Source organism: Pseudomonas sp. D1HM, from assembly GCF_019266105.1.
Lineage (GTDB): Bacteria > Pseudomonadota > Gammaproteobacteria > Pseudomonadales > Pseudomonadaceae > Aquipseudomonas > Aquipseudomonas taetrolens.
On record NZ_LRMN01000006.1, the window covers coordinates 281,172 to 307,586 of the forward strand.

The window sequence follows — 26,415 nt, forward strand, 5'->3', positions numbered from 1 at the left end:
CTTTTCCATATGTGCAGGGCCCTTGCGATATTCGCGAACTGGAGGCAGCCATGAGAACGCACATCGTGAAACTCCTGACCCACCCGGATCATGCCTGGGTCGATATCCGTACCGAAGAGGATCAGCAGCCCCGGCACTATCTACCCCATTTGTTGCTCTGGGCCTTACTGCCCAGTGTGTGCCTGTATATCGGGGTTACCTGGTTTGGCTGGAGCCTGGCCGGCGAAGAGCGGGTTCGGCTCAGCCCCGTCAGCGCCCTGCAACTGAGCGTATTGCTGTACCTGACGACCCTGATCGGCACGCTGTTGATGGGTGGCTTCATTCGCTGGATGTCGCGCGCCTTCGAGGCCCGCCCCACCCTGAACCAGTGCATCGGCTTTGCAGCCTATACCGCCACGCCGTATTTCATGGCTGGCGTTACCGGGCTCTACCCCAGCCGCTGGCTGGCTGTGGCGGCCCTGATTGTGGCTGGCGCCTACGCCACGTATCTGCTGTTTGTCGGCCTGCCGAAATTCATGCGCCTGACTCAAGACCGGGGTTTTCTGTACGCGGCTTCGGTTTGGGGCGTTGGCGTACTGGTGCTCGTCACCATTCTGGTGAGCATGATTCTGTTCTGGCTCAACGGGTTGACACCGGAGTACATGCGCCCGCTGACAGTGCCCTAGCCCACCCGAGGCGTAATCGGGATCTGGAGGATCAGCCAATGATTGTAGGTGCGCACTTGAGTTACTTGCGTGACACTCTTTTTGGGCCGATTGCCCACAGTATTGATTGCGACGTGATCATCACATTCATCAGTGCTGAAACTTTTCAAGTGCAGGTGTTATCCCCCGTCACACAGGATCTGCACAAGGCTCACGCCTTGAACATGACTCTTTCTTCGGGGGAACACTTGAACGGAAGGGTTATTCATGTGCCTGCCAAGGACAATAAACGTGTGGTGTTACAGGTTGACACTTAAGTCGCTGCAATAGCGATACACGATGAAGCACTTGGGCGCTGAGGTGAATAAATATAAGCACGCGGCCGAATAGAGGTAAGCGTCTGGCAGACACACTTTGCTGATCGCTAAACTGCCGCCTTTCGTTTGTGGGTGATGGAGCCTACTTGCAGGAGGTAGGCACTACCCTTTTGATGCCCTACGATCCGACGACGCTATCAAGTAGCGTCGTCCCATAGGAGTTGTCCACTACGCATAGCCACTTTTCCGAGATTTGTCGAAACACGTAGGTCGCCCTGCGCGAAATCTCAGTTTTCACACCGGCCTTATCCGTGGCCTGTAGCAAGGTCTCCATGATAACGAGAGCTACATCACCTCCTTGTATAACTTGGATCTCCCCCTGTGTGACAACGATGCTGTTATTGAAATGATCCGCAATGGCGACAAAAGCTCGGCGGATGCTCTCTTTGCCTGAGACGGTCAATCCTGGTTTGACCACGAGACTGGCGTCATCCGCATAAAATTTCATCAGTTCGTCGAAGTCTTCGGCTGTGATAGCGCGATCAGCGGCCTCGATTGTCTCTTTGAGAGTTCGGGTAAGTGCGTCCATTCCTGTGCTCCTGTATGAGCCTCAGAAGCAGGAATGAAAAACCCCGCTTTTGAGGCGGGGTTCGGCAGATCGTACGCAGCCCCACCACCTATGTGAAGGCGATAATAATTGAACTTGCGCAACGGAAACTGTAATTGTTCATGGCATGAATCTGCCGCATAAAGCCAAGAAAATCAATTGATACAATCCTGTATGGACACACCGTTTGCCACTATACCGGTCTCCACTGATGCGGCAGCAAGTGGTCGGCGAATTTCGCCACCAGCACATGCGCCAGCAGGCCTGCGGTCGGGATGCCCTTGTCGATTACCTGGGCCGGCACCGGCGCCTGGATCAGTGTTTCGCACTGCCGGTAGGCCCATTTCCCAGGCACATGCTGTTCGACGCTTACACTTGAATGCCATCGAGGCTTGACTGATTGCAGGTATTAAAAAGGTGTCTGCTGCAAGTAAGGAGTCGAAGCGGATTAGGGTCGGTACGTTATGAACCGTTTGTCTTTTTGACGGCACTAACCCGCCGTAGAACGATACCAATATCAGGTATTCCTTAAATAAGGAGACTCACCATGACATTCTTATTGATCAGAAAACTATCGCTGGCTGCCGTGCTTAGTGTAATGACTGCCAGTAGTTTTGCTGGGTCTACAGGGCCAACTGTGCCCACAGATCCGCCCCGGCCATCGGCTCCCCAGCCTGTGGAGCCCACGCTCAAAAATGATGCAAAAAACCTTAACGACACGGATGTGCCGACCCACCCTTCGATGGACCCGCGTATTCAGGGAAATGATGCAGGCCGTCAAGGCGGCATGAACACGGATGGCAATGGGCCTCAAAACAGGGACGACAGCACCACGACCCTGCCCGGGCCTCAACCGGATACGCCTGAACCCTGAACGCCAGAGGCTGTCCAGGCTGCTGTACCTGGACAGCCTTTATCAGTGGGTCAAAACCTTGGCGTTCGGGGTACGGATTTCCTTGATCACGGAATTCGCGCGATTGACCAGCACATAGTGCCCGCTCATTTCGACCCATTGCGTATGTTCATCCGGCTGAGGCAGGCCTTTGGACTTCCAGTTTTTGATCGCCATCTCTTCACGGATAAATTGATCCGGGGCCTTGTCGCCGTTTCCATAGCAACTGCTCAGGTCCATGGAATCGGCCAGTATTTGCCCGGGCTTGCAGTCACTGGCCACTTCGTCGGCGGCTTGCGAGGCCAAAGGCACCGCGCACAACAAGCCGGCAATAATGGATGCTGATAATAGATTGCGCATGTTTACCTCTATGTGGGTGACCCCGTGAATCGTGTCGCGGGGTATCAGATGACAGGTAGTGAGAGGTTCACAGTCAGGCAGGAGTTCCGTTTGTTTCGCGGACGGTCGGGCTGCAGGCAGCCTGAGCAAGCACACAGGCCGCTGCAGTGACGTGCAACGGCCTGTCGGTTGAAACGGCCCGCGGGAGGCCCGGGCAGAATCAGGAAGGAAACAGCGTGCTCAGGCAACTGAGCTTTTTCTTGTAGGAACGTCGTGCTTCCAGCGCCTCTTCGAGGGTGACGGCCACAAACCGGGCTTTTTGGTTGGGTTGCATCTGGCCGACCAGGTCGAGGTCGGCACTGATCACGGTGCCGATCATCGCGTAGCCACCACCGGACACCGCGTCACGCAGCAGTACGATGGGCTCAAGCCCGGCCGGAACCTGGATTGAACCGATCGGGTAGCAGCTGTCGACGATGTTCGATGGATCAGAGCCGGCGCCAAAGGGTTGCTCACGGGGCTGAAAGTCCAGCGGGCTGCCCCCCTTGACGCGATAGCCGATGCGGTCGGCTTCCGAGCCGACGGTCCAGGACTCGGCGAAGAAGCTCTTGGCTGCCGATTCGGTCAAGCGGTGGTAGTACAGGCCCGGCACGACCCGCAGGGTGATCTCGCCACCCAGTGATTGTCGCAGCGCCATGGGCAGGCTGGCGCCTGCACGGCCCTTGCCACTGGCAACGCCGATCGGCAACTCATCGCCCGCCACCAGCCTGCGTCCCTGATATCCCCCCAGCGCGCCCAAGGCATACGTGGAGCGACTGCCGAGTACCACGGGCACATCGATCCCGCCGGCCACGGCGATATACGTGCGAGCACCCGCCTTGGGGAAGTCAAAGCGCAGGACTTGCCCGGCTTTCACCAAAAATGCAGTGTCGTGGTGCATTTCTGCACCGTCGAGCCGTGGTGTCATGTGCGCGCCACAAATCGCCACCAGGGCATCTTGCTGAAATTCCAGTTCAGGCCCCAGCAACGTGCATTCCAGTGCGGCCAGGCCTGCCGGGTTGCCGACCAGTTGATTGGCCGCGCTCAGGGCATACTGATCGAGGGCACCGGAAGGCGGAATCCCCAGGTGGTAATAGCCTTCGCGGCCCAAGTCCTGTACCGAGGTGGCGAGACCGGGCTTGAGTACCTTGATCATGGCAATACCTCCTGCAGCGATTTGGGGTAGCCGACGGGGTCGGCCAAAAACGCATCCAGCGAAAACTCCACCGGGCGAATCCGCAGGTCGAAGCGCCCCGCTTCCACTTCGGCCACAGCGTGGTCATAGGCCTCACGGTCCATGGGTTTGAACTGCACGATGTCACCCGGGCGAAAAAACACCATGTGCTCTTTCAGGTAGGCCAGGTTCTGCTGCGGGTCGTAGATCGGCGCCGGGGTGACACCAAACATTTGATAGCCACCGGCTCCGCGCACCGAGTAAATGCAACCGAAGCAACCGCCATGACCCAAGGTCAATTTGGGTGTGTCCGTGCGCGGGCGCAGGTATTTGGGCACCTGCAACTGACGCTCGCGCTCGACCATCTGGAACATGAATGGCAAACCCGCGACGAAGCCGACCATTGAAACAAACCACGGGGCACCGCTATGGGCTGCAATGAACGCCTCGACATCCGCCAGGCCGTTGATCCGCGCTGCGTATTCCAGGTCAGTGGCGTCCGGATCCTGATGACGGTCGCGAAAGCGCATCAGGGTTTCGTGGGTCCAGGGATCGTTGTAGAGCACCGGAATTTCGATGATCCGGGTCTGCAATGTACGCTCGGCCACCGCCTCGGCTTCAGCGCCTTTGACGGCTTCGAGCAAGGTCTGGGGAGCAATGCGGTCCGGGTCAAAACGAATCTGGAACGACGCATTGGCCAGGCACACATCGAGGACGCCATCCAGCGCCAGACGCTCCACCGCACGGGTCACGGCCAACCCCTTGAAAAACGCATCCAGGGACATGCTGTCGCTGACTTCGGCGAACAAATGTTCATCGGCGCCAAAGCTGTAGCGGATGGGTTCGCTCATGCTTCACCTCCAGCGCGGCGCTCGGCCAGCCAGGTTTCCAGGGTGCCCGTGTTGAAGTCGGCACTGTGCAGCCACGGCTGCTCCAGCAGTTCGCCGTGCAACGCCAGGGTGCTGGCCATGCCGGTCAGCGTGGTTTGCTCTACAGCGATTCGTGCTCGGGCCAGAGCTTCGGCGCGATCAGCGCCGTGAACGATCAGCTTGGCCAGCAGCGAGTCATAGTAAGGCGGCACCCGGTAGCCCTGATACAGATGGGTGTCGACGCGAATCCCCTCGCCTTGGGGCCAGTTCAGGGACTCGACCGTGCCCGGGCTGGGGAAAAAATCCCGGGCCGGGTCTTCGGCATTCAGTCGCATTTGCAAGGCTGCGCCGTTGAGTTGAATGTCGCGCTGGGTGTAGCCCAGCGGCTCGCCGCCAGCAATGCGCAACATCTCCTGCACCAGATCGACGCCCGTGATCAATTCGCTGACGGGGTGCTCGACCTGAATCCGGGTGTTCATCTCGATAAAGAAAAACTCGCCTGTCGTATCGTCGTACAGGTATTCCAGGGTTCCGGCACCCTTGTAATTCAGGGATTCGGTCAGGCGCACGGCGCTGGCGCAGAGCGTTTCGCGCTGTTGCTGGCTGAGGACCGGCGATGGCGCCTCTTCAAAGATTTTCTGTCGGCGCCGTTGCAGCGAGCACTCGCGCTCGAAGAGATGCACCGCGTGCTGGCCATCCCCCAATACCTGGACTTCGATGTGCCGCGCCTTGCTGATAAAACGCTCCAGGTAGACGGCGCCATTGCCGAATGCTGCCTGGGCTTCGCGTTGTGAGCGAGGAAACTCTTCAGCCAGCTGTTGAGCGTTTTCTGCCAGGCGAATACCACGCCCCCCGCCACCGGCAGAGGCTTTGATCAGCAAGGGAAAACCCACCGACTCAGCCGCTTTTAGCGCAGCACTGACGTCAAACAGTTCGCCGGGAGAGCCTGGTACCACGGGCACCCCCGCCGCTTGCGCGGTGCGTCGTGCCTCGGCTTTATCGCCCATGCGGCGGATCGTCTCGGGGTCTGGACCGACGAAAATTGCCCCGGCAGCCATGACCGCTTCAGCAAAATCGGCATTCTCCGAGAGAAAACCATAACCGGGGTGTACCGCATTGGCACCGGTGGCTTTCAAGGCCGCCAGCAAGGCCTCGACGTTGAGGTAGCTTTTATCCGCCCGCGCCGGGCCCAGCAGGTGGACTTCATCCGCAATCCGGGCCGCCTGAGAGTCAAGGTCTGCCTCACTGCATGCCGCGACGGTGGGAATTCCCAGTGCTTTGGCGGCATGAATGATGCGCACGGCAATTTCGCCACGGTTGGCGACCAGCAGTTTATGAATGGCTTGAGTCATGATCGCCCCCTCATATCACATCGAGTGAAGCAACAACCTGGCCCGGTTCAACCGGATCACCGTCTTCGACCAGGAAGGCGTTGAGGCGACCGGAGGCCCCGGCGGTCAATTCGGAAAACTGCTTCATGACTTCGATCAGGCCGATGACCGTGTCGGCGCCGACCTGGTCCCCTGCTTCGACGAAGTTCGCCGATTCCGGAGTGGCTTTACGGTAGAAGGTCCCGGGCAACGGGGTAATGACGTTATGTTCGGCCATGTCAGTTCCTTTTTGGAATAGTTGTAGAAAGGCAGGCAAAAATGAAGAGGTGTTCAACGGCGGGTATCGATGCACCCGTCTTTGTCGGGTATCAGCGTGGTGCGTGCACCTTGATCCCGGCGTTATCCAGCGCATTACGCGTGGCTTCGACGAGCGCCAGAGCCCCCGGCGTGTCGCTGTGCAAACAGATCGAGTCGAATTCAATGCTCAGGTCTTCGCCTTCGACCGTGCGCACCACGCCCTCCTGACAGGCACGCAGCACCCGTGCGGCCACGGTGGCCGGATCGAGGGCGCGTACATGACGGGTGAACACGATGGAGCCGCTGAGGTCGTACTCACGGTCGGCGTAGAACTCGCGAATTACGGGTTGGCCGAGCGCTTGGGCGACCCGGCAGATCACTGAGCCCGGCATGCAATACAGCAGCAACCCGGGTTCCAGGCGCTGGAGATTTTCCACCAGTAAACGGGCCGCTTCTTCGTCCCGGGCCAGGTGCATGTAAAGCGCACCGTGGGGCTTGATATGTTGCAGGGAGACACCTTGTGCCCGGGCGATTTCACGCAGGGCACCCAACTGATAAAGAATGTCGTCGACCAGTTCCTGCGCAGGCGCATTGATGTGCCGTCGGCCAAAGCCGACCAGGTCTCTGAACCCCGGATGGGCGCCGACAGCCACGCCCAGGCGCCTGGCCTGCTCGACGGTGCGGCGCATGGTGCCAGGGTCGCCGGCGTGAAAGCCAGTGGCGATATTGGCTGAACTGATAAAGGCCATCAGTTGATCGTCAACACCGTCACCGATGGTCCACGGGCCGAAGCCTTCGCCCATGTCCGAATTGAAATCTACTGCTTGCATGCTGCTTGCTCCTGGCGCTTGTGACTTCATGCAGGCCACGTTAGATTCCTGCTTGCCCCTTGGGTAGATCTATTAACAGATAGAGTATCTTCTGAAAAACAGATACCTCGTCGGCCGGAGCCCTCATGTCACTCACCTTGCGCCAGGTCCGCTATTTCGTTGCCACTGCCGAGGTCGGGCAAATTTCTCAAGCCGCCCTGCACCTGAACATTTCCCAATCGGCGGTCACCACGGCGATCAAGGAACTGGAAGCCTTGCTTGGCACGCTGTTATTTCAGCGTTCGGCCCAGGGCATGAACCTGACCGATGCCGGTCGGCACTTTCTGAATCGGGCCTACGTAATTTTGCGCAGCGTCGATGACGCGCTGAACAGCCCGCTGCCCGATGTACGCGCCAGTGGCCTGTTGCGATTGGCGGCCAGTTACACCGTCATCGGATATTTCTTGCCGCATCATCTGCAACGGCTGGAGCATTGGCACCCGGATGTGGCGATCGAAGTCCATGAGCAAGAACGCAGCGCCATCGAGCAAGGCCTGCTGGAGGGCCGATTCGACATGGCGGTTGTGCTCACCGCCAACCTGACGCACCCGGATATCATCTCGGAGACCCTTTTCAACTCCGAACGCCGGCTATGGCTGCCCAGCCATCACCCGCTGTGTGAGCGTACCGCGGTCAGCCTCGATGACGTGGCGAAAGAGCCCTACATTCTGCTGACGGTCGACGAAGCCGAACAAAGCGCCATGCGTTATTGGGAGCATGCCCAGCGTCAACCCAACGTGCGCGTGCGCACCAGCTCGGTGGAAGCGGTTCGCAGCATGGTTGCCAATGGCAGCGGCGTGGCGATCCTGTCGGACCTGGTGCACCGGCCGTGGTCACTGGAAGGCAAACGCATCGAAACCCTGACCATCACCGACGAGGTAACGCCGATGAGCGTGGGGCTGGCCTGGCACCGCGAGCGTGAGTTCAGCCCGGCCATGCAGGCGTTTCGTAACTACTTCCACGATGCTTTCCTGGCGCCGCAACAACTCTCTGCCCGGCGCTGAACACCCAGCCCAGTGGAATACGCACCGCGGGGCCTGCCCGGTCATTTTTGCCGTTAATGGCCATCTCTTTTCCAGATGGCTCCATCTGAAATCAGCACTACAAGCGTTGGCCCAAGGCTGCCTAAGATGAGCGATAACTCCCTACAAATGCCGCAGGCTTCACGCCGCGAACAATAACCGGAGATTGCTCGATGACCTTCCCTGCTGCTTGTGACCGCCCGGCCCTCCCGCAATCATTGCGCGATGAGCTGTGCCAATTGCTCGGCACACGATTTTCTACCGCGGCCAGCGTGCGTGAGCACCATGGCAGCGATATTTCCGCACTCGACCCCATGCCGCCGGACGCCGTGGCGTACGCCAACAGCCTTGACGATATCGTCGACATCAGCAGGGCCTGCTATCGCAACGATGTCCCCATGATCGTCTATGGCAGCGGCACGTCCCTGGAGGGCTGGTTGCAGGCATCGCACGGCGGTGTGAGCATTGATGTTTCGGGCATGAACCGGATTCTCGATATCCGTGTCGACGATATGGACGCCACCGTGCAACCCGGCGTGACCCGCAAGCAGTTGAACGCCGCATTGCATGGCACAGGACTGTTCTTCCCGATCGACCCGGGCGCAGATGCCTCCCTGGGCGGGATGGCGGCGACTCGGGCCTCCGGAACCAACGCCGTGCGCTACGGCACCATGCGCGAAAACGTGCTGGGCATGACCGCCGTGCTGGCTGATGGCCGGGTGATCAATGCCGGCGGACGGGCACGCAAGTCCTCGGCCGGCTACGACTTGACGCATTTGCTGGTGGGTTCAGGCGGTACGCTGGCGACCATCGCCGAGCTGACCGTCAAGTTGCACCCGATTCCCGAAGCGATCTCGGCGGCCGTCTGCCGGTTCCCAAGTGTTGAGCTTGCGGTCCGCGCGGTCATTCAGACGATTCAACTCGGCGTGCCCATTGCCCGTATCGAACTGCTCGACGCATTGACCATGGGCGCCCTCAATGCCTACAGCAACACCCAACTGCGCGAGGCGCCCTCGTTGTTTTTCGAGCTGCACGGCTCCGAAGCGGGGGTTAAGGAGCAGATCGAAACCGTGCGGATGGTGGCGGACGAGCATCAGGGCCTGGACTTTGAGTGGGCCGTGCACCCGGAAGACCGCAGCCGTTTGTGGCAAGCACGGCACGACGCTTATTTCGCGGCCCTGGCCCTGCGGCCCGGTTGCCGCGCCCTGACCACCGATGCCGTGGTGCCGATTTCGCGGCTTGCCGATTGTATCGAGGCCACTGCCGCTGACCTTGCCGAAAATGGCCTGCTCGCTCCAATTTTCGGTCACGTGGGTGATGGCAATTTCCATGCGTTGATACTGGTCGATCCCGAGGATCAGGATGAAGTCCAGCGCGCCGAAGCCGTGGCTCATCGGCTGGCCGAGCGTGCGATTGCCATGCACGGCAGTTGCACGGGCGAACACGGGATCGGGTTGACCAAACAGCACTACATGGCCGTTGAGCACGGCGAGAATGCCGTGGACGTCATGAAGGCGATCAAGGCGACCCTCGACCCGAAACAACTGATGAACCCCGGGAAGATCTTTCCTCGCGGGCACTCGACAGGCTGACGCGCTGTACCATCACCGGCCCCGTACGTACGAGCCCTGCAGGAAGCGCCCCATGGAAATCCGTCAGATCAAATATTTTGTTGCCGTGATCGACTGCGGCAGTCTGTCCCGGGCCGCTCGCCAGGTGCATGTGGCGCAATCGGCATTGAGCAAGCAGATGTCTGCGCTGGAAGACGAACTGGGTGTGCAGTTGTTTCATCGCAGCCACAACGGGGTGATTCCCAGTGAGGCCGGCAAGGTCTTTTATGAATATGCCCTGGGCATGCTCAAACACCTGGTCGATGCCCGCGCTGCCGTCAGCAGCAGCCCGGAGCTGGTCAGCGGGTCGATCATCGTTGCGCTGCCGCAAAGTGTCGCCACCCTTCTCGCCATGCCACTGCTGCGTGCGGTGGCTGCGCGTTACCCGCAGGTGTCATTCCATCTCAACGAAGAGTTGACCGGCAATGTCATGGATCAACTGACTCGTGGTCGCGTAGACCTGGCGCTGTTTTCTTCTCTCGATTTGCCGCCGCAGGTGCTGTTCAGCGCGTTGATCGAAGAGGACTTTTACCTCATCCACCGGGCCAATGCGCCCGACGCACCTGCTGCGGGCGAGGTTTCGCTGGCGCAAGCGCTGGCCCGGCCGCTGGTGTTCCCCAGCCAGGCCCATGGCCACTGCACGCGTACCCTCGTCGAGCGTGCGGTGAAAGAGCGCGGATTGGCAGCGGGCGATATCGCCATGGAGGTCAACTCGGTACACATTCTCAAAAGTGCGGTCGAAGCCGGCATTGGCCACACCATCATGCCGTTGAATCTGGCCATGCGTGAAATCGAAGACGGGCGTCTGGTTGCGCACCGGATTGCCGCAGACGGATTTTCCAGAACCCTGGGTATCTGCAGCTGTGCCTCGATGCCAGCCAGCCCGCTAAAAACACTGATCAGTGAGTTGATCCGCGAAGTCGTGCGCAACATGTGCGAATGCGGTGACTGGCCGGGAGGCCGTGCCCTCTGAGGTGAACCCTGGCATTTCCAGAACGCCCCTACAACAACAAGAAAGAGGCTCGAGATGAACACGTTATCGCCGCAACCCGGTGACATGCCGGACCATGCCCTGCAATCGGCCTACCGAAAAACCGCGTGGCGGGTCATACCGCTACTGATCGTCTGCTATCTGGTGGCTTACCTCGACCGGGTGAATGTCGGCTTTGCCAAATTGCAGATGCTCGATGACTTGAAGTTCAGCGATGCCGTTTACGGGTTAGGCGCCGGTGTGTTTTTTGTCGGCTACCTGATGTTCGAGATCCCCAGCAATATTGCACTGCACCGGTTTGGCGCCCGGCGCTGGATCGCCCGGATCATGATGACCTGGGGCCTGCTCTCGGCCGCCATGATGTTTATCGAAACGCCGATGAGTTTTTACGTGCTGCGCTTTCTGATTGGCGTCGCCGAAGCCGGCTTCTTCCCCGGGATCATTTTCTACCTCACCACCTGGTTCCCGAGTCATCGGCGCGGGGTGATGATTTCGCTGTTCATCGCTGCCTTGCCGATCTCGAGCATGCTCGGCTCGCTGATTTCCGGGCTGATCATGCAATCGCTCGATGGCGTCGCAGGTTATGCCGGCTGGCAATGGCTGTTCGTGATTGAAGGCCTGCCGGCAGTGGCGCTGGGGGCTGCAGTGTTCTTCCTGCTGCGTGACCGCATCGCCGATGCCCCCTGGCTCAGCCCCGAAGAAAAGCGCGGGATGCAGGCGGCCCTGGACCGCGAAGCCATGGATAAGCCCCGGAATTCGGTGCGCGACGGTTTATTGAATCCGAAAATCTGGCTGCTGGGCGCGGTTTATTTCTGCCTGGTCTTGGGGCAGTACGTGATCAGCTTCTGGATGCCGACCATCATCCGCAACAGCGGCGTGGCCGAACCGTGGGCCATCGGTGTACTGACTGCAATCCCCTACTCCGTGGCGACCCTGAGCATGGTACTGGTGGGACGCAGCTCCGACCGCCATCGCGAATATCGCTGGCACCTCGGTATCTGCGCCTTTATCGGCGCTGGCGGTGTCGTGTTCGGCACCTTGTTCGGCGACAGCCTGTTGCTGTCGATGATCGGTCTGACCATCGGTACCGCAGCCATGATCAGCAGCTTGCCCGTGTTCTGGGGCATGCCCACCGCGGTGGTCGGCGGCGCTGCGGCGGCGGCCGGGATTGCGTTGATCAACTCCCTGGGGAATGTCGCAGGGTTCTTCAGCACGATTGTGGTCGGCTGGTTGACGCAGCTCACCGGCAACACCCAGGCGGCCATGTACTTCATGGCGGGCGCACTGGTGATCGGCGGACTTCTGGGGCTGAGCGTGTCGCGCCCGCGAAAAGATCCCCTGGGCGCGGGCTTGAAAACGGTGTCCTGAGACGTCACAACCCGGAGCCTGCCCGCTTATGTGCGATGCCGCACCGCTTTGGCTGGCCCCTGGCCGGGCGATGCGGTTTCGGCAGTACGCAGGTGCCGTTCCAAAAACATCGCCAGGCCAACTTCCTCGACCTTCAGGCCTTTACGGGCTCGCGGTCTGGGCAGTTGTGCCAAACCACCTTCCAGGAATCCCTCAAGTACAGCCGGATGGATATAACACTCGCGGCAAACCGCCGGTGTGTTACCCAAGTGCCTGGCGACTGCTTTAACGACGTCCGTGACATGGCGCCGGGCTTCAGCCTCCGGCTCCCATTGCAATTGGCGCAACATCGACAACGCCAGCGCGCTGCCGGCCCAGGTGCGGTAATCCTTGGCGGTGAAATCGGCGCCGGTGAGGCATTTCAGGCACGCATTCACATCCGAAGAACTGACCGTGTGGCGAGCGCCGTCCTCATCAAGGTACTGAAACAGGTCCTGCCCCGGGATTTCCAGGCAGCGCTTGATGATGCGCGCCAGACGGCGATCTTTGACTGAGACTTGATGTTCCACGCCGCTTTTGCCCCGGAACTGGAAGGTAATAGTGGCCCCGCTCACCTCCACATGCCGGTTGCGCAATGTCGTCAGCCCAAAAGAGCGGTTATCCCGGGCGTACTGGTGGTTGCCGACTCGGATGAGGGTCTCGTCAAGCAGGGTCATCACAGTGGCCATTACCTTGTCGCGACTGTAGCCGGGCGTGCTGATCATGGCCTCGAGCTGTTTACGCAGCTTCGGCAATGCCTGGCCGAAACTGTGCAACCGCGAAAATTTGCTGGCATCGCGCACCTCGCGCCAGCGCGCATGGTATCGGTATTGCTTGCGGCCTCTGGCGTCACGGCCGGTGGCTTGCACGTGGCCGCGCGGGTCGGCGCAGATCCACACATCACGGTAGGCAGGCGGTATCGCCAAGGCGTCGATCCGTTTGACTTCGTCTTGATCATTGATCCGTCGACCGGCTGGATCAAAGTAACAAAACTGTCCGCGCTGTTTTTTCCGGGTGATGCCTGGCTGCGTGTCATCGACATAGTGCAGATCTGGCGGCAGCACCGCCGTAGGTGCAATATCGGGCATGTTGCAATCCTTGGCGATAATCATGAGAAGATAGCGCCACTGAGCCCGGCTGTCGCGCTCATGAATCCAGCCGTGTTTTAAAGGCCTTTGAATGAAAGACTACACCCCACGTGCCTGGCTGCCCCATGAAAAGCCGTCCCTTCCCGGCTCGCCTTCTACCCCCGAACACCCCGCCCTGAAGCGTCTGGCCTTTGCGCTGGTAGGTTTACTGGTGGCGTTGACCGGTGGCCTGGGTAACTCGCTGGTGATTGCCAACCTGCCTTATCTGCAAGGCTCGCTCGGTGCAACCACGGCAGAAATGGCCTGGCTGCCGGCCGCGTATGTCATGACCAACGTCTCGATGAACCTGTTGCTGGTCAAGTTTCGCCAGCAGTTTGGCCTGAGGGCATTCACTGAGGTGTTTCTGGTGCTCTATGCGCTGGTCACCTTCGCTCACTTGTTCGTCAACGATCTCAACTCGGCGATTGCCGTACGGGCGGCCCATGGCATGGTGGGTGCGGCACTGACCTCGCTGGGCCTGTACTACATGATCCAGGCGTTCCCGAGCAAGTGGCGGCTGAAGGCGCTGGTGCTGGGCCTGGGGGCTTCGCAGCTGGCCTTGCCGCTGGCCCGGTTGTTCTCTGAAGACCTGCTGCAGATTGCCGAGTGGCGCGGGCTCTACCTGTTTGAGCTGGGCATGGCGCTGCTGTCGCTGGGCTGTGTGTTTCTGCTCAAGCTGCCACCCGGCGACCGCTTCAAGACATTCGAGGCCCTTGATTTCCTCACCTTCACATTGTTGGCCAGCGGCGTGGCCCTGCTGTGTGCCGTGCTGTCCCTGGGGCGCATCGACTGGTGGCTCGAGGCACCCTGGATCGGTTACGCGTCGGTGGGGGCGATCGTGCTGATCATGGCGGGACTGGCCATTGAGCATAACCGCGACAACCCCATGTTGATGACCCGCTGGCTGGGCAGCGGAACAATGATCCGCCTGGGTCTGTCAGTGATTCTGATCCGCATGGTGCTGTCCGAGCAGTCCACCGGAGCGGTTGGCTTCATGCAGACGCTGAACATGAGCAGCCAGCAATTGCACAGCCTGTATGTGGTCATGCTGCTGGGCAGCGTGGCCGGTCTCGTCATCAGCGCGCTGACGATCAACCCGAAACACCTGTACCTGCCCGTGATCATTTCGTTGGCGCTGATGGCCACCGGTTCAGTGATGGACAGCTACTCCAACAACCTGACGCGCCCGGGAAACCTCTATATCAGCCAGTTTCTGCTGGCTTTCGGCGGGACGTTTTTCCTCGGCCCGACCATGATCTACGGCATGGGCAATGTATTGAGCAATCCGCGCAACCTGATCAGTTTCTCGGTGCTGTTCGGGATCTGCCAGAACCTGGGCGGGCTGATCGGCGCGGCGCTGCTGGGGACGTTCCAGATCGTGCGCGAGAAGTTTCATTCCAGCCACATCGTCGAGCACCTGACCTTGCTCGACCCTCGTGTCGAGGCGCGGGTGCAGAGCGGCGGCTCGGCCGTCGGTTCATTGATCGCCGACCCGAGTCTGCGCAACCTGCAGGGCATCCGCAGTCTGGCCGCGGCCGCCACCCGTGAGGCCAATGTGCTGGCCTATAACGATGTGTTCATGCTGATTGCCGTCATAGCCATACTGACCATGATCTGGATCTCCATTCGTGCGTTATGGTTGAGGTGCACCACCAAGGCTGTCGCCCCGACTCCCGCCATTCCTTCCGTACAACCCAGCGGTGCCACCTCTTCATGACCGAACCGACGACCACAACCACCAACGCCATTGCCGCCACGCCTGAGGGCACCCCGCCGCCCTCCACTGCGGCCACACAGCCACGTTCGCGGCCTGTGCGCATCCTGTCCAGCCTGGGTTTTGCGGGCGTTGCCCTGGCCGGGGTGCTGGTGGTGTTGTATGCCTGGCAATTGCCGCCGTTCAGCAGCTCGATCGAAACCACGGAAAACGCCCTGGTACGCGGCCAGGTGACCATCATCGGCCCACAACTGAGCGGCTATGTGTACGAAGTGCCGGTGCAGGATTTTCAATTCGTGAAAGCCGGTGACCTGCTGGTACGCCTCGACGACCGGATCTACAGGCAGCGCCTTGATCAGTCGCTGGCGCAGCTGGCGGTGCAAAAAGCCGCGCTGGCCAACGTGGTGCAGCAACGCAACAGCGCCGAGGCCACAATCAAACTGCGCCAGGCCGGTGTTGCCGATGCGCAGGCACAGGCGCGTAAAAGCGCGGCCGACCTGCGCCGTAACCAGGCGCTGGTGGATGACGGCTCCGTGTCCCGGCGCGAGCTCGACGTTACGCTGGCCGCGAACGCCCAGGCCATTGCGGCAGTGGCCCAAGCCCAGGCAAATCTGGAAATTGCGCGACAGGACCTGCAATCCGTCATCGTCAATCGCGGTTCACAGGAGGCCGCCGTGGCCAGTGCGCAAGCGGCCGTGCAACTGGCCCGGATCGATTTGTCCAACACCCGCATCATCGCGCCAAAGGACGGCCAGCTTGGACAGATCGGTGTGCGTCTGGGGGCCTATGTAAACTCCGGTGCGCAATTGATGGCGTTGGTGCCCAACCAGTTCTGGGTGATTGCCAACATGAAGGAAACCCAGATGGACAACGTGAAGGTCGGCCAGCCGGCGAGCTTCACTGTGGATGCTCTGGGCCACCGCAAGTTCCAGGGCCGGGTGCAGCGTATCTCACCGGCAACCGGGTCTGAGTTCAGCCTGTTGCAGGCGGACAACGCCACCGGCAACTTCGTCAAGATTTCACAGCGGGTGCCGGTGCGTATCACCGTGGATGCAGACCAGGAACAGAGCGAGCGGCTGCGTCCGGGCATGTCGGTGGTGGTGAGTATCGATACGGCCGCCCAAGAAGATGCCGCTGACAAGCCTCAGTGACAGCTGGGTTGATGTCGAGCCATACGCGGCTGGACGTCAGGCCTGTTCGGCAATCTCGATCAGATTCAGGTCAGGATCTCTCAGGTACACCGAACGTAGGGGCCCCGTGGCCCCTGTTCGTGGTACAGGCCCTTCCAGAATAGGCCAGCGCTGTTCATGCAAATGCGCGATGACGCGATCCAGCCCTTCACGGGCAATGAAGCAGAGATCCAGCGATCCAGGGACGGGTAAATGGGCCTTGGGGTCGATCTCATGCCCACGCTCGTGGACATTGATTTTCTGCTCCCCAAAATGGAACGCCAAACGACCGCTGCCAAAGGTCTCGGCACGCATGCCCAGAACCCGGGTATAGAAATCCTTGCAGGCATCGACGTTGCAGGTCGTCAATACCAGGTGGTCAAGATGATCGATCAAAGTACAGGCTCCAGTGAATGGCACGGCTGTTCAGGGCGTGCCGGATACCCCTTATGCCTGCGACGGCAGTCCGTAGGAGGCCAGGTTGAAGTCGGCCAGCTTGCGAATGATCTGGTCGGCATGGGGGTACTTGCTGTCGGCCATGGCTTCGTCCGGCACGGCGATAGCGGTCATGTGCGCTGCTTTGGCGGCGGTGACGCCGAAGGGTGAGTCTTCAAAAACCAGGCAGTCTTCGGGCGCAACGCCCAATCGGCGAGCAGCGGTGAGGAAGATATCGGGTGCCGGCTTGGCCGCCCCGACCTCGGGATCATCGGCGGTGACAATGGTGTCGAACAGGTCAAACCATTCACGGTGCAAGGTGGTCTTGTGACCGAATGAGTGGCTGGATGAACTGGTACCCACGGCAATCGGAATGTTGTGTGCCTTGAGATGCCGCACCAGGGCTTCAGCGCCCGGCATGCCCAGCGCCTTGGGGAAACGTTCGCTGATCAGCGGTTCGCGGATTTCCAGGAACTCGCTGGCCGTGATCGGTAACTCCAGCGCCGTGACGATGTACTCGGCCAGATCCATGGCCCCACGGCCAATGATGTGCTGCTTGATTTCCCAGTCGTAGGTGCGGCCATAACGTTCGGCAATGATTCGTGTGACTTCGGTGTAGATGCCTTCCGTGTCCAGTAGCAAGCCGTCCATATCGAAAATCACAGCCTTGATCGGGCCAGTAGCAGTTAGCGGTGCATTCATCAACAGATCCGTAGGCGCAACAAGGCACCGGTGACGTGGAGGACTAAAAGGATTCAGCCAGAGAGTCACCCTAGACTATAAGCAACGGATAAGTTACGGCAATGGTATGAGGAAAAATCCCACAATAAGCAGCCGCTGCAGGCGCAAGGTTGCTCGCGCCTGCAGCGGTATTTGTCGCTGACCGTCAGGTGGTCAATCAGTGCCCTGCCCCAGCAGCACGCCGTTGACCGACTCGCCATACAGGTTCACGCCATCGCCTTCATGGAACTTTTTACGGGTCTTTTCAACGGAGCCGTCGACAAGGCGCGGGTCTTGAGGCCTTTCATGGCTATTGACATAGGCGGCCACGTGCCAGGCCTCTTCATCGCTCAGGGTGTTGCCCTTACCGAGGGGCATGTTTTGCTTGATGAAGCCGGCTGCCGTATTGATACGGTGCATCCCGGCGCCCCAGTTGTACGAGTCTTTGCCCCACAGCGGCGGGAAGACAAATTTGCCTGCGGACTTTTGCCCCTGCCCTTCATCGCCATGGCAGAGGGCGCATTGGGCGGCGTATATCTGCTTGCCTTTGGCCAGATCGTAGCCTTTTTCAGGCGCCGGAATCACAGGGTAAAGACGGCCTGGAAGGCTCTCGCCGATGGGGGCCTGGGTCGCCAGCCAATACGCATAAGTGCTCAACGCTTTCATGACGTGGCTGTCACTGGACGGAGCCTTGCCATTCATACTGAACTCAAAGCAGCCTTGCATCCGTTCGGTAAACGTATTGACCTTGTCGTTCTTTTTTCGATAGGCCGGGTACATGCCATAAGCCCCCCACAGAGGAGCGGAATCCGCTTTACGGCCCTGGTCGAGGTGGCAGTTACTGCAGCTAAGCCCGTTACCGACGAATTCGGCAGCATTTTGCGGGGTATTGACGAAAATATTGCGCCCCTGCAGCACCAGTTCGCCAAAGGCATTATCCGGCAGCTGAGACTCATCCGGGGGTGTAAAGACCCCGTTGGAGGGTTTTGCCGAGGGCGCTGGCGTGTCTGCAGCCACGCTCGGCTGCACCGCTGAAGGCGCCGGGACCGGTGTCATATCCCGCTCTTCGTAGTACGTTTTGGCCGCGAGCAGTGGCACTGCTATGCCGACGGTCAGCAACACTTTCACTGGGAAATTCATTGGCTCGCCTCCCCGTTCAGGCTGTCGAAATACGTGGAGATGGCTTTCACCTCAGTGTCGGTCAGCGAGCGGGCGACATGTCCCATCAGGTCATTGGGGTCATTTTTGCGGGTGCCGCTGCGCCAGGCATCCAACTGTGCTGCGAGGTAAACCCCGGATTGCCCCATCAACGGCGGGAAGCTGCTGCCAACACCGGTTTTGCCCTCTCCGTGGCAGGCAACGCAGGCCGGAATATTCCGACTCCAGTCGCCTTGCTTCACCAGTTTTTCTGCTGCATTGGTGACAGGGCCTGTCGGGTCGAGTGCCGTGCTCGCAGCACCGGGGCTCATTCCCGCCATATAGGTGGCAACGGCATCGACTTCGGCATCGCCAAGGGCAATGGCGATGGGTTGCATCACGCCATTGGCCCGCTGGCCTGAACGAAAATCCTCAATCTGCTTGGCCATGTACCCGGCGGGCAAGCCTGCCAGGCGGGGAAATCCGGCGCTGGCGGTACCCATACCGTTGGCACCATGGCAGGCAGCGCAGGCCATGGCGGCTGGCGACGCACCACCCTGGGTGTAGATTTTCTGTCCTGAAGTCTCGGCGTGGGCGGGTATCGACAGCATGAGAACAACGGTGCTCACACTCGCGGTGAGGCTGAATCTCTTTGCAAGATTCATATTTCTTATCTCCTTCGGCTAATGACAGCGTCAATGGCCATCCTGTCCGTGAGGACAGGGAGGCACTTGGCCATGCACTGCTTTTATGGAATAAACTTATACCGAAAAGTTATATTGTCAAATAATTTGTCCGGCTTGGAGACAGAGGGTCTTCGCGGGCAGGCGCAGGGTTGTACGTCGTAGTCGGTATCAATTTTGCGAGGAGCAGGCAGCGGGGGCCGGTCGCCGGGCAACGATCAAAAAGTGTGCGAGCACGCCAAACATCAGTCCCCAGAATGCGGCCGACATCCCAAGAAAAGACACACCTGACGCGGTGACCAGAAAGGTGAACAACCCGGCGTCGCGCTCCTTGGGCTCGGCCAGGCTACGCACCAGCGCATCACTGATGGCACCGTAGAGCGCCAACCCCGCCAGGGCTGCGATCAAGGCGGCCGGGAATGCGGCGAACAGCGATACCAGCGTGGCCCCCGCAATACCGAACACCAGGTAAGTCGCACTCCCCGACAGCGCGGCGATATAGCGCCGCTTTGGGTTCTCGTGGGCTTCCTTGCCCGCACACAGGCTGGCAGTTACCGCGGCCAGATTCAGGCCATGACAACCAAAAGGCGCCAGCAACATTCCGCCCAGGGCGCTGGCACTGATGATCGGGCTGGCCGGCGTGTTGAAGCCTGCATTGCGCAGCACGGCCATGCCCGGCATGAATTGCCCGGTCAGCGCCACGAGCACTAAGGGCAGTGACAGGTTCAGGATGGCTGCGAGGTTGAATTCGGGGGTGATCCACTGCGGTGTCGCCAAGGCGAACACCAGCGCTTCGCTGCGCAAATGCCCGCCCAGCAGTGTGATCGCGCCGCCCACCAGCAGCACTGCCGCCACCGCATAGCGTGGCCATGCCCGGCGCATCACGATGTAGGTGATGAACATGGACAGCACCAACATGGGTTGCACCGGCAAGGCACGGAACACCTCGATGCCGAATGAGAACAGGATGCCGGCTTGCATACCGGCGGCAATCGAACCGGGCAAGCGTGCAATGATCCGGTCGAAGGCACCACTGAGACCGATAAGCAGCAAGATCAGGTTGGCCACCAGATAAGCGCCTATCGCCTGGTTCAGTCCTGTGTGTGGCAGAGCCGTGACCAGAAGCGCCGAGCCCGGGATTGACCAGGCAATCACCACCGGTACGCGCCAGCGTAAACTCAGCACGGCCCCGAGTACGCCACTGCCGATGGAAATTGCCCAGACCCAGGACGAAAGTATTTCAGGAGACAAAGACGCATTTTGCGCGGCATGAAAGATGATCACCAGCGGGCCGGCATAGGAGATAAACGTGGCGATCATCCCGGCCACAACAGCCGATAACGAACAATCATTGAGCAGGTTTTTCATGGGGCCTCGCACAAGGCAGTGAACAATGACCGCTCATGAGCGCCCTGCTCCCCTTTGGGAGCAAGACGCCGGCGGTTACGGCTTGGCGGTGATCAGGACGCTCGGCGCGGCCTGTTGACGGTGACTGCTGACAATAAACAGCGCCATGGCCAATGCGGCCACGGCGCCCGGGACAGCGAAGGCGATGAAGTTCAATTGCAGGGGCAGGTTCATGCCCATCAGCGCACCGCCCAGCAACGGCCCGAGGATCGCGCCGTTGCGACCGATACCGGAAGCCCAGCCCAACCCTGTCGAACGAATCGACAAGCCGTAGAACTGAGCGGTGCCGGCGTAGAGCAGGATCTGGGTACCGATGGTGGTCGCGCCCGCGACGAAGATCAGCAGGTACAGCACCACCGGTGCACTTTTGAAGCCCAGCAGGCTGATGGACAGCGCCGCGGCAATGAAAAACACCGCCATGACCTTGCCCAGATTCAAGCGGTCACCCAGCCAGCCCCCCAGAATCGCGCCGGCCATGCCGCCGAAATTCAGTACCAGCAAAAACGACAGACTCGAACCCAGGCTGTATCCCGCGCTGGCCATGAGCTTGGGCAGCCAGGAGCTGAGGGCGTAGACCATCAGCAGGCAGCAAAAGAAAGCCACCCACAGGCACAGCGTGCGGGTTGTGCGACCGTCGCGGAACAGCTCCAGTACCGCCACCCCACGACCTTTGGTATCGGCCATGTGCAGGGTGTCGGTGGGATCCAGCGCCAGTGTTGGATCGATCCTGTCGAGGATCAGCCTGGCCTTGGCAGTCTGCCCTTCACGCACCAGAAAGCCGACCGACTCAGGCAGCCACCAGAGAATCAGCGGCAGGAGCAGCAAGGGGACGGCGGCGGCAAAAAACATGGACTGCCAGCCGAACGTTGGCAGCATGTAAATCCCTACACCCGCCGCGAGCATGCCGCCCAGCGAGTAGCCACTGAACATCACGGCCACCAGGGTGCTGCGCAGGCGTTTGGGTGCATATTCACTCATCAATGCCACCGCGTTGGGCATTAATCCTCCGCACCCCAGACCGGCAATGAATCGGCAAATGCCGAACTCGGTAGGGTTACTGGCGAAGCCATTGACCAGGGTCGCCGCCGAAAACAGCGTGAAGCAAATGGCGATACCTTTCTTGCGGCCAATCTTGTCCGCCAGCGTGCCGAATGTCAGCGCGCCGAACATCATGCCAAACAGTGCATAACTGCCCAGGGCGCCCGCCTGCAAGGGGGTCAGCCCCCACTCCTGCATGATCGCCGGCAGCACTACGCCGAAGATGAACAGGTCATAGCCATCGAAGATCAGCAGCAGCGCGCAGAGCGCTACGACCGTCCAGTGGAAGCGGCTGAAGCGCGCGTTATCAATGATTGGGTGAACGTCTATTGCTCGCATGGCATCGGTACTCTTGTTTTTATCGTCGAATCTGCGTACTCAGGCGCTTGCCCGGGCTGCAGACCTCTTTTCATGGCGGGCGGGCACCACGGTCACCAGAATTTCCAGGTGTAAGTGGTGATCAGGCGGTTTTCAGTGAAATCGGCTCCGTAGCGGGTCTTGACCTGGATGTTGCGTGCGTCGAAGCCAAGCCCTTGCAAGGGCCCGCTTTGCACCACGTAGTTGAGGTAAATATTGCGCTCGCTCTCAATGTTGTTCTGCTGCCCTGCCCCGCGATCAATATCGGTACCGCGCAGATAACGGGTCATGAATTTCAATCCGGGCACACCCATGGCGACGAAGTCATAGTCATAACGCAACTGCCATGAACGTTCCCCCGCCTTGTAAAAGGCGACGGCGGACCAGTTGACCAGATACGGCTGTGGCGCATAGCCGTTGAGCAAGGGGAAGGCGTCGTCACCGCTCATGTGCTGGTAGCCGACGGTGAAGGTATGTGCGCCTTTGCGCAGAGCGGTCATGAGGCCCAGCGCCTGGTTGTCGAAATCGCCGGAGAGCCGGGCGCCGTCCTCGCGGGTGTTGTAATAGCGAACATCGGTTTTAAGGCTGTAGCCCTCGCCAAACGGTGTGGTGTGGGCCACAGCCAGATAGTGCTGGCGATAGATGTCTTCGAGTTGGGCGATATAGTAAGTAGCGTTGAGTGTCGGGCTGAAGTCATAGCGGGCGCCGGCAAAGTTGAGTCCGTCGCTGCTTTGTTGCGGTGTATCGCCGAACAGATAGATATCCTCGCGATTGCTGGACTCGCGGGTCGCTATTTTCCAGAAGCGCCCGGCATTGAGTGTCCACCCGGCCCAGTCCTTTGATTCCAGGGTCGCGCCTTCATAGGTGGTGACCAACTGCCGGGAGTCGTCGGTATACGCCACCGGCAGCGTGGGTCGATGCTCACCGATACGGACCTCGGTGTTGGCGAACCTGAGCTTGCCCGTCACGCCGGCTCGACCGTAATCGGTTGCCGGTCGGCCCTTGCTGTCGTCGTAAGGCAGGACAGCATCCGGGCCTCGTCCGCCGCCGCCATCCAGGCGGTAGGCATACTGACCGGAAGCATCCAGCCCCCACTGCACCGGCCCTTCGGTGAAGCCGGACCTGAACACCAGATCGAAGCCCTGGCTCCAGCTACCTACCCGGGATTTGGGGGCGTCACTCTGCTTGAAGTCGCGGTCCAGATAGAAATTGCGCAGGCCGAGGTTCAAATGACTGTCCTCCACGAACTCGGCCTGGGCCGGAAAGCTGATGGCCAGTACCAGTGAAGCGCCTGCAATGTTGATTTTTTCGGCACGTCCGCGCCTTGATTGTGGTGCGAGAGCCGTCGTCTGGCGGTGTGTGCAGTCATTCCTGAGTGCTGGCCAGAAATCGGGAAAACGAGGGGTACAGCGGACCGCATGAACGTCTACTTCTCGCATGGCATCGTTACTCTTATTTTTATTGTCGAAACTGCTTTTTCAGCCTTAGTCAGACTAGGGAGACGGATTTATGGGGAATAGCCGAATCCTGCAGATCGATATCCATTTCCTGCGAAGCGCTCTGTTATCGAGATCTTCGCCTCGTACAGCGCCGGCTCATTTACCGCGCTCAGCCTCTGGCGCTGAAGATTGGAAACGTTATAAGATAACGAAATACTGTTAAATGCCCTCTGCCAGCGATCCTTCAATGACTTCCGTTACCCACGCCTCTGCCGCTCCTCCTGCCAGCCAGCGCCTGTTATCCATCGATGCCCTGCGGGGGTTGGTGATCATCTTCATGTTGCTGGACCATGTTCGCGAAACCTTCTTTCTGCACCGTCAGGTGGTGGATCCGATGAACATCGACGCCACCGATCCTTCTCTGTTTTTCAGTCGCACGCTTGCGCACCTTTGCGCACCGGTATTCGTGCTGCTCACCGGGCTTTCAGCATTTTTGTACGGCGAAAAATACCAGGGCAAACGCGATGTTTCGGCATTCCTGTTCAAGCGGGGCCTGTTCCTGGTCGTGCTGGAGTTCACCCTGGTCAATTTTGCCTGGACCTTCCAGTTCCCGCCGACGGTGATCTACCTGCAAGTGATCTGGGCGATTGGCATCAGCATGATCGCCCTGGCCGCGCTGGTGTGGCTGCCGCGACCGTTACTGCTGGTACTGGGGGTTGCAATCATTGCCGGGCATAACCTGCTGGACAGCCTGCACTTTGCGCCTGGATCAGCGATGCATGTGCCGTGGGCGATACTGCATGACCGTGGCTGGATCGAATTTTCGGACAGCTTGCGGCTGCGCACGTCCTACCCGGTATTGCCCTGGATCGGTGTGATTGCCCTGGGGTATTGCATGGGGCCCTGGTTTGCCCGGGCAGCCAGTGCCGCCACCCGCCAGCGCTGTTTATTGCTCGCCGCCGCAGGTGCGCTGTCGGGCTTTGTCGCCTTGCGTCTGCTCAATGGTTACGGCGAGGCGCAGTGGTTCGCCCATGACCATGCCATCCAGACCCTGATGAGTTTTTTCAACATCACCAAATACCCGCCGTCCTTGCTGTTCCTTGCCCTGACGCTGGGCATCGGCCTGCTGCTGTTGCTGGGTTTTGAACGCGCCGGGCAACGCAAGTGGATCAGCATCCTGGCGGTATTTGGCGCCGCGCCGATGTTCTTCTATTTGTTGCACCTGTATGTGCTCAAGGTGCTGTACCTGGCAAGTGTTGCGCTGTTCGGGCTCAACCATGGCGACTATTTCGGCTTTGACAGCATCGGGCCGGTCTGGCTGACCTCGCTGTTACTGGCGGCGGCGCTGTATGTGCCGGTGCGCTGGTTTGCCGGACTGAAGGCCCGCCGCCGGGATATCCAATGGCTGAAATACTTCTGATGCGGACACCCGGCTGTGTGTTCGTTTAACATGCCGCCGCCGGTCCCCGCATGGGATTAAAAGGGAATCCGAGGTGCTCGCAGAGCATCAACCGGAACTGCCCCCGCAACTGTAGGTGCTGAGCCTGCTCCTTGATTGCCACTGGGATACCCCCCGGGAAGGCTGGAGCCAGACGATGACGCATCAGTCAGGAGACCTGCCGGCGAACACAAAAACTAACCGGCGGGGTGTCCGGGGAGGACATCCTTGCTGCGTGGCACTTCGGTGACCGGCCTTGCTCTGCCTTTGTTGCGGTGCTCGATGATGTGTTTCCAGGCTGTACACCCCCTGTTCTGTGTACGATCAAATGGAGATTGCATCATGCTGTTGCCTCGCCTTGTCACCCTCATCAGCGGTCTGGGTTTATCGGCTCTCGCCCAGGCAGCCCCGACGCATTACCCCCTGACAGTCGAAAACTGCGGTACTCCCCTCACCTTTCAGCACGCACCGAACCGGATCGTGACCATCGGCCAGGCCGACAGCGAAATGTTCTATGCCCTGGGCCTGGGTGACAAACTGGTCGGCACTTCACTGTGGTTCAACGATGTACTGCCCAAGTACAAGGCCCAGAACGACAAGGTTGAACGCCTGGCTGATAACGACCCGAGCTTCGAGGCGGTGATCGGCAAGCGCCCGGAACTGGTGACGGCGCAACTGGAATGGATGGTGGGCCCGCAGGGTGTGGTGGGTACCCGTGAGCAATTTCAGGAACTGAATATCCCCACCTACCTGATGCCTTCCGACTGTGAAGGCAAAGACAACCTGGTGGGCGCCGACGGCACCCGCTTGCAGCCCTTCACGCTTGATACGGTCTACAAAAGCATCAGCCAGCTGGCCGAAATCTTTGATGTCCAGGCCCGGGGCGAACAGCTCAATGCTGAACTCAAGGCCCGCCTGGCAACGTCGACCGCAGCGCTGAACCGTGACGCCCTCAAGCACACCAGCGCGCTGTTCTGGTTTTCCAGTGCCGACCTGGACATCGACCCCTATGTTGCCGGCCGCAAAGGCATCCCCGATTTCATGCTCAACACCCTGGGGGTACGCAATGTCGTGGCGTCCGACGAAGAATGGCCCACCGTGGGCTGGGAAACCATCGCCAAGGCCAACCCTACGTTCCTGATCATTGCGCGCATGGATCGCCGTCGCTTCCCGGCGGATGATTACCAGAAGAAGCTCGAATTCCTGCGTACCGACCCTGTGACCCGCAACATGGATGCGGTCCGACACAACCGCATCATCATCCTCGACGCCCACGCCATGCAGGCCAGCCTGCGGATGTTCGACGGGCTTGAAACGCTCGCGACAGCGATCAACCGCTTCGATCTGCCGAAATGACGGCACGG

26 protein-coding genes and 1 riboswitch are annotated in these 26,415 nt (G+C 59.9%); of the genes, 10 read left to right on the top strand and 16 right to left on the bottom strand.

The genetic code is table 11. The annotated features are described in order from the left end of the window. The first annotated feature begins 50 nt into the window (after positions 1-50). Positions 51-665, top strand: a complete 615-nt coding sequence (locus tag AWM69_RS08795) for a Yip1 family protein (RefSeq protein ID WP_131653866.1) — start codon at positions 51-53, stop codon at positions 663-665. Between the two features lie 38 nt (positions 666-703). After that, positions 704-961: a hypothetical protein gene (locus AWM69_RS08800; protein ID WP_218726303.1), complete on the top strand. Its 258-nt coding sequence runs from the start codon at positions 704-706 to the stop codon at positions 959-961. 178 nt (positions 962-1,139) lie between these two features. On the opposite strand, the gene AWM69_RS08805 is transcribed toward AWM69_RS08800, so the two are convergent. The 8 genes from AWM69_RS08805 to AWM69_RS08840 all read right to left on the bottom strand — a co-directional run bounded on the left by AWM69_RS08805 (position 1,140) and on the right by AWM69_RS08840 (position 7,339). Continuing rightward, the gene (locus AWM69_RS08805; protein WP_038452922.1) at positions 1,140-1,550 is read right to left on the bottom strand and encodes an SgcJ/EcaC family oxidoreductase; all 411 of its coding nucleotides are present in this window, start codon (positions 1,548-1,550) and stop codon (positions 1,140-1,142) included. A 211-nt stretch (positions 1,551-1,761) separates the two neighbouring features. Then, complete coding sequence (locus tag AWM69_RS08810; protein ID WP_218726304.1) at positions 1,762-1,923, bottom strand: hypothetical protein; 162 nt, start codon at positions 1,921-1,923, stop codon at positions 1,762-1,764. Between the two features lie 561 nt (positions 1,924-2,484). Further along, positions 2,485-2,820 carry an RcnB family protein gene (locus AWM69_RS22830; protein WP_256930248.1) on the bottom strand — a complete coding sequence of 112 codons (336 nt, stop codon included), beginning with the start codon at positions 2,818-2,820 and terminating at the stop codon, positions 2,485-2,487. A gap of 199 nt (positions 2,821-3,019) precedes the next feature. Further along, on the bottom strand, positions 3,020-3,994 hold the full coding sequence (locus AWM69_RS08820; RefSeq protein WP_218726305.1) for a biotin-dependent carboxyltransferase family protein: 975 nt from the start codon (positions 3,992-3,994) through the stop codon (positions 3,020-3,022). Further along, positions 3,991-4,863: an allophanate hydrolase subunit 1 gene (locus AWM69_RS08825; RefSeq protein ID WP_218726306.1), complete on the bottom strand. Its 873-nt coding sequence runs from the start codon at positions 4,861-4,863 to the stop codon at positions 3,991-3,993. The genes AWM69_RS08820 and AWM69_RS08825 overlap by 4 nt, the downstream gene beginning before the upstream one ends. Beyond that, positions 4,860-6,233 (bottom strand): acetyl-CoA carboxylase biotin carboxylase subunit, encoded by a 1,374-nt coding sequence (locus AWM69_RS08830; protein ID WP_218726307.1) that lies wholly within the window; start codon positions 6,231-6,233, stop codon positions 4,860-4,862. The genes AWM69_RS08825 and AWM69_RS08830 overlap by 4 nt, the downstream gene beginning before the upstream one ends. Before the next feature lie 10 nt (positions 6,234-6,243). Then, the gene (locus tag AWM69_RS08835) at positions 6,244-6,489 is read right to left on the bottom strand and encodes an acetyl-CoA carboxylase (protein WP_131653871.1); all 246 of its coding nucleotides are present in this window, start codon (positions 6,487-6,489) and stop codon (positions 6,244-6,246) included. 91 nt (positions 6,490-6,580) lie between these two features. Further along, complete coding sequence (locus tag AWM69_RS08840; protein ID WP_218726308.1) at positions 6,581-7,339, bottom strand: 5-oxoprolinase subunit PxpA; 759 nt, start codon at positions 7,337-7,339, stop codon at positions 6,581-6,583. A 125-nt stretch (positions 7,340-7,464) separates the two neighbouring features. On the opposite strand from AWM69_RS08840, the gene AWM69_RS08845 reads away from it, so the two are divergent. The 4 genes from AWM69_RS08845 (at position 7,465) to AWM69_RS08860 (ending at position 12,369) form a co-directional block, all read left to right on the top strand. Further along, positions 7,465-8,382, top strand: a complete 918-nt coding sequence (locus tag AWM69_RS08845; protein ID WP_218726309.1) for a LysR family transcriptional regulator — start codon at positions 7,465-7,467, stop codon at positions 8,380-8,382. Between the two features lie 191 nt (positions 8,383-8,573). After that, positions 8,574-9,992 carry an FAD-binding oxidoreductase gene (locus tag AWM69_RS08850; RefSeq protein ID WP_218726310.1) on the top strand — a complete coding sequence of 473 codons (1,419 nt, stop codon included), beginning with the start codon at positions 8,574-8,576 and terminating at the stop codon, positions 9,990-9,992. 52 nt (positions 9,993-10,044) lie between these two features. Continuing rightward, positions 10,045-10,983 (top strand): LysR family transcriptional regulator, encoded by a 939-nt coding sequence (locus AWM69_RS08855; protein WP_218726311.1) that lies wholly within the window; start codon positions 10,045-10,047, stop codon positions 10,981-10,983. A 54-nt stretch (positions 10,984-11,037) separates the two neighbouring features. After that, positions 11,038-12,369 carry an MFS transporter gene (locus tag AWM69_RS08860; RefSeq protein WP_131653874.1) on the top strand — a complete coding sequence of 444 codons (1,332 nt, stop codon included), beginning with the start codon at positions 11,038-11,040 and terminating at the stop codon, positions 12,367-12,369. A 26-nt stretch (positions 12,370-12,395) separates the two neighbouring features. On the opposite strand, the gene AWM69_RS08865 is transcribed toward AWM69_RS08860, so the two are convergent. Further along, positions 12,396-13,475: a DNA topoisomerase IB gene (locus AWM69_RS08865; RefSeq protein ID WP_218726312.1), complete on the bottom strand. Its 1,080-nt coding sequence runs from the start codon at positions 13,473-13,475 to the stop codon at positions 12,396-12,398. 91 nt (positions 13,476-13,566) lie between these two features. On the opposite strand from AWM69_RS08865, the gene AWM69_RS08870 reads away from it, so the two are divergent. Together AWM69_RS08870 and AWM69_RS08875 are read left to right on the top strand one after the other, a co-directional pair. Next, positions 13,567-15,231, top strand: coding sequence for an MFS transporter (locus AWM69_RS08870; protein WP_218726313.1), 1,665 nt, complete (start codon positions 13,567-13,569; stop codon positions 15,229-15,231). Next, a complete protein-coding gene (locus AWM69_RS08875; RefSeq protein WP_218726314.1) occupies positions 15,228-16,379 on the top strand; it encodes an HlyD family secretion protein in 1,152 nt (383 codons plus the stop codon). Before AWM69_RS08870 ends, AWM69_RS08875 begins: the two co-directional genes overlap by 4 nt. 36 nt (positions 16,380-16,415) lie before the next feature. On the opposite strand, the gene AWM69_RS08880 is transcribed toward AWM69_RS08875, so the two are convergent. From AWM69_RS08880 to AWM69_RS08910, 7 genes are all read right to left on the bottom strand, one after another. Further along, positions 16,416-16,793, bottom strand: a complete 378-nt coding sequence (locus AWM69_RS08880) for a VOC family protein (protein WP_218726315.1) — start codon at positions 16,791-16,793, stop codon at positions 16,416-16,418. A gap of 51 nt (positions 16,794-16,844) precedes the next feature. Beyond that, a complete protein-coding gene (locus tag AWM69_RS08885) occupies positions 16,845-17,534 on the bottom strand; it encodes an HAD-IA family hydrolase (RefSeq protein WP_218726316.1) in 690 nt (229 codons plus the stop codon). A 192-nt stretch (positions 17,535-17,726) separates the two neighbouring features. Then, a complete protein-coding gene (locus AWM69_RS08890) occupies positions 17,727-18,692 on the bottom strand; it encodes a c-type cytochrome (RefSeq protein ID WP_256930249.1) in 966 nt (321 codons plus the stop codon). Further along, positions 18,689-19,354 (bottom strand): c-type cytochrome, encoded by a 666-nt coding sequence (locus tag AWM69_RS08895; protein WP_218726317.1) that lies wholly within the window; start codon positions 19,352-19,354, stop codon positions 18,689-18,691. Before AWM69_RS08895 ends, AWM69_RS08890 begins: the two co-directional genes overlap by 4 nt. 189 nt (positions 19,355-19,543) lie before the next feature. Continuing rightward, positions 19,544-20,740 carry a benzoate/H(+) symporter BenE family transporter gene (locus AWM69_RS08900; RefSeq protein WP_218726318.1) on the bottom strand — a complete coding sequence of 399 codons (1,197 nt, stop codon included), beginning with the start codon at positions 20,738-20,740 and terminating at the stop codon, positions 19,544-19,546. 75 nt (positions 20,741-20,815) lie between these two features. After that, positions 20,816-22,156 (bottom strand): MFS transporter, encoded by a 1,341-nt coding sequence (locus tag AWM69_RS08905; protein WP_218726319.1) that lies wholly within the window; start codon positions 22,154-22,156, stop codon positions 20,816-20,818. A 92-nt stretch (positions 22,157-22,248) separates the two neighbouring features. Further along, complete coding sequence (locus tag AWM69_RS08910; RefSeq protein ID WP_218726320.1) at positions 22,249-23,613, bottom strand: OprD family porin; 1,365 nt, start codon at positions 23,611-23,613, stop codon at positions 22,249-22,251. 247 nt (positions 23,614-23,860) lie between these two features. On the opposite strand from AWM69_RS08910, the gene AWM69_RS08915 reads away from it, so the two are divergent. After that, positions 23,861-25,033, top strand: coding sequence for a DUF1624 domain-containing protein (locus AWM69_RS08915; RefSeq protein ID WP_218726321.1), 1,173 nt, complete (start codon positions 23,861-23,863; stop codon positions 25,031-25,033). Positions 25,034-25,056: 23 nt separating this feature from the next. Continuing rightward, positions 25,057-25,252: riboswitch (cobalamin riboswitch) on the top strand. Positions 25,253-25,393: 141 nt separating this feature from the next. After that, positions 25,394-26,407: an ABC transporter substrate-binding protein gene (locus AWM69_RS08920; RefSeq protein ID WP_218726322.1), complete on the top strand. Its 1,014-nt coding sequence runs from the start codon at positions 25,394-25,396 to the stop codon at positions 26,405-26,407. The last annotated feature ends 8 nt before the right edge of the window (positions 26,408-26,415 follow it).

Bases quoted from the DNA above. Each gene is read 5' to 3' on its own strand.
- AWM69_RS08825 (WP_218726306.1), bottom strand. From the start codon at position 4,863: ATGAGCGAACCCATCCGCTACAGCTTTGGCGCCGATGAACATTTGTTC.
- AWM69_RS08860 (WP_131653874.1), top strand. From the start codon at position 11,038: ATGAACACGTTATCGCCGCAACCCGGTGACATGCCGGACCATGCCCTG.
- AWM69_RS08885 (WP_218726316.1), bottom strand. From the start codon at position 17,534: ATGAATGCACCGCTAACTGCTACTGGCCCGATCAAGGCTGTGATTTTC.
- AWM69_RS08915 (WP_218726321.1), top strand. From the start codon at position 23,861: ATGACTTCCGTTACCCACGCCTCTGCCGCTCCTCCTGCCAGCCAGCGC.
- AWM69_RS08800 (WP_218726303.1), top strand. From the start codon at position 704: ATGATTGTAGGTGCGCACTTGAGTTACTTGCGTGACACTCTTTTTGGG.
- AWM69_RS08895 (WP_218726317.1), bottom strand. From the start codon at position 19,354: ATGAATCTTGCAAAGAGATTCAGCCTCACCGCGAGTGTGAGCACCGTT.
- AWM69_RS08870 (WP_218726313.1), top strand. From the start codon at position 13,567: ATGAAAGACTACACCCCACGTGCCTGGCTGCCCCATGAAAAGCCGTCC.
- AWM69_RS08845 (WP_218726309.1), top strand. From the start codon at position 7,465: ATGTCACTCACCTTGCGCCAGGTCCGCTATTTCGTTGCCACTGCCGAG.
- AWM69_RS08865 (WP_218726312.1), bottom strand. From the start codon at position 13,475: ATGCCCGATATTGCACCTACGGCGGTGCTGCCGCCAGATCTGCACTAT.
- AWM69_RS08795 (WP_131653866.1), top strand. From the start codon at position 51: ATGAGAACGCACATCGTGAAACTCCTGACCCACCCGGATCATGCCTGG.
- AWM69_RS08855 (WP_218726311.1), top strand. From the start codon at position 10,045: ATGGAAATCCGTCAGATCAAATATTTTGTTGCCGTGATCGACTGCGGC.
- AWM69_RS08890 (WP_256930249.1), bottom strand. From the start codon at position 18,692: ATGAATTTCCCAGTGAAAGTGTTGCTGACCGTCGGCATAGCAGTGCCA.
- AWM69_RS08850 (WP_218726310.1), top strand. From the start codon at position 8,574: ATGACCTTCCCTGCTGCTTGTGACCGCCCGGCCCTCCCGCAATCATTG.
- AWM69_RS08910 (WP_218726320.1), bottom strand. From the start codon at position 23,613: ATGCGAGAAGTAGACGTTCATGCGGTCCGCTGTACCCCTCGTTTTCCC.
- AWM69_RS08820 (WP_218726305.1), bottom strand. From the start codon at position 3,994: ATGATCAAGGTACTCAAGCCCGGTCTCGCCACCTCGGTACAGGACTTG.
- AWM69_RS22830 (WP_256930248.1), bottom strand. From the start codon at position 2,820: ATGCGCAATCTATTATCAGCATCCATTATTGCCGGCTTGTTGTGCGCG.
- AWM69_RS08835 (WP_131653871.1), bottom strand. From the start codon at position 6,489: ATGGCCGAACATAACGTCATTACCCCGTTGCCCGGGACCTTCTACCGT.
- AWM69_RS08920 (WP_218726322.1), top strand. From the start codon at position 25,394: ATGCTGTTGCCTCGCCTTGTCACCCTCATCAGCGGTCTGGGTTTATCG.
- AWM69_RS08805 (WP_038452922.1), bottom strand. From the start codon at position 1,550: ATGGACGCACTTACCCGAACTCTCAAAGAGACAATCGAGGCCGCTGAT.
- AWM69_RS08840 (WP_218726308.1), bottom strand. From the start codon at position 7,339: ATGCAAGCAGTAGATTTCAATTCGGACATGGGCGAAGGCTTCGGCCCG.
- AWM69_RS08875 (WP_218726314.1), top strand. From the start codon at position 15,228: ATGACCGAACCGACGACCACAACCACCAACGCCATTGCCGCCACGCCT.
- AWM69_RS08905 (WP_218726319.1), bottom strand. From the start codon at position 22,156: ATGCGAGCAATAGACGTTCACCCAATCATTGATAACGCGCGCTTCAGC.
- AWM69_RS08900 (WP_218726318.1), bottom strand. From the start codon at position 20,740: ATGAAAAACCTGCTCAATGATTGTTCGTTATCGGCTGTTGTGGCCGGG.
- AWM69_RS08830 (WP_218726307.1), bottom strand. From the start codon at position 6,233: ATGACTCAAGCCATTCATAAACTGCTGGTCGCCAACCGTGGCGAAATT.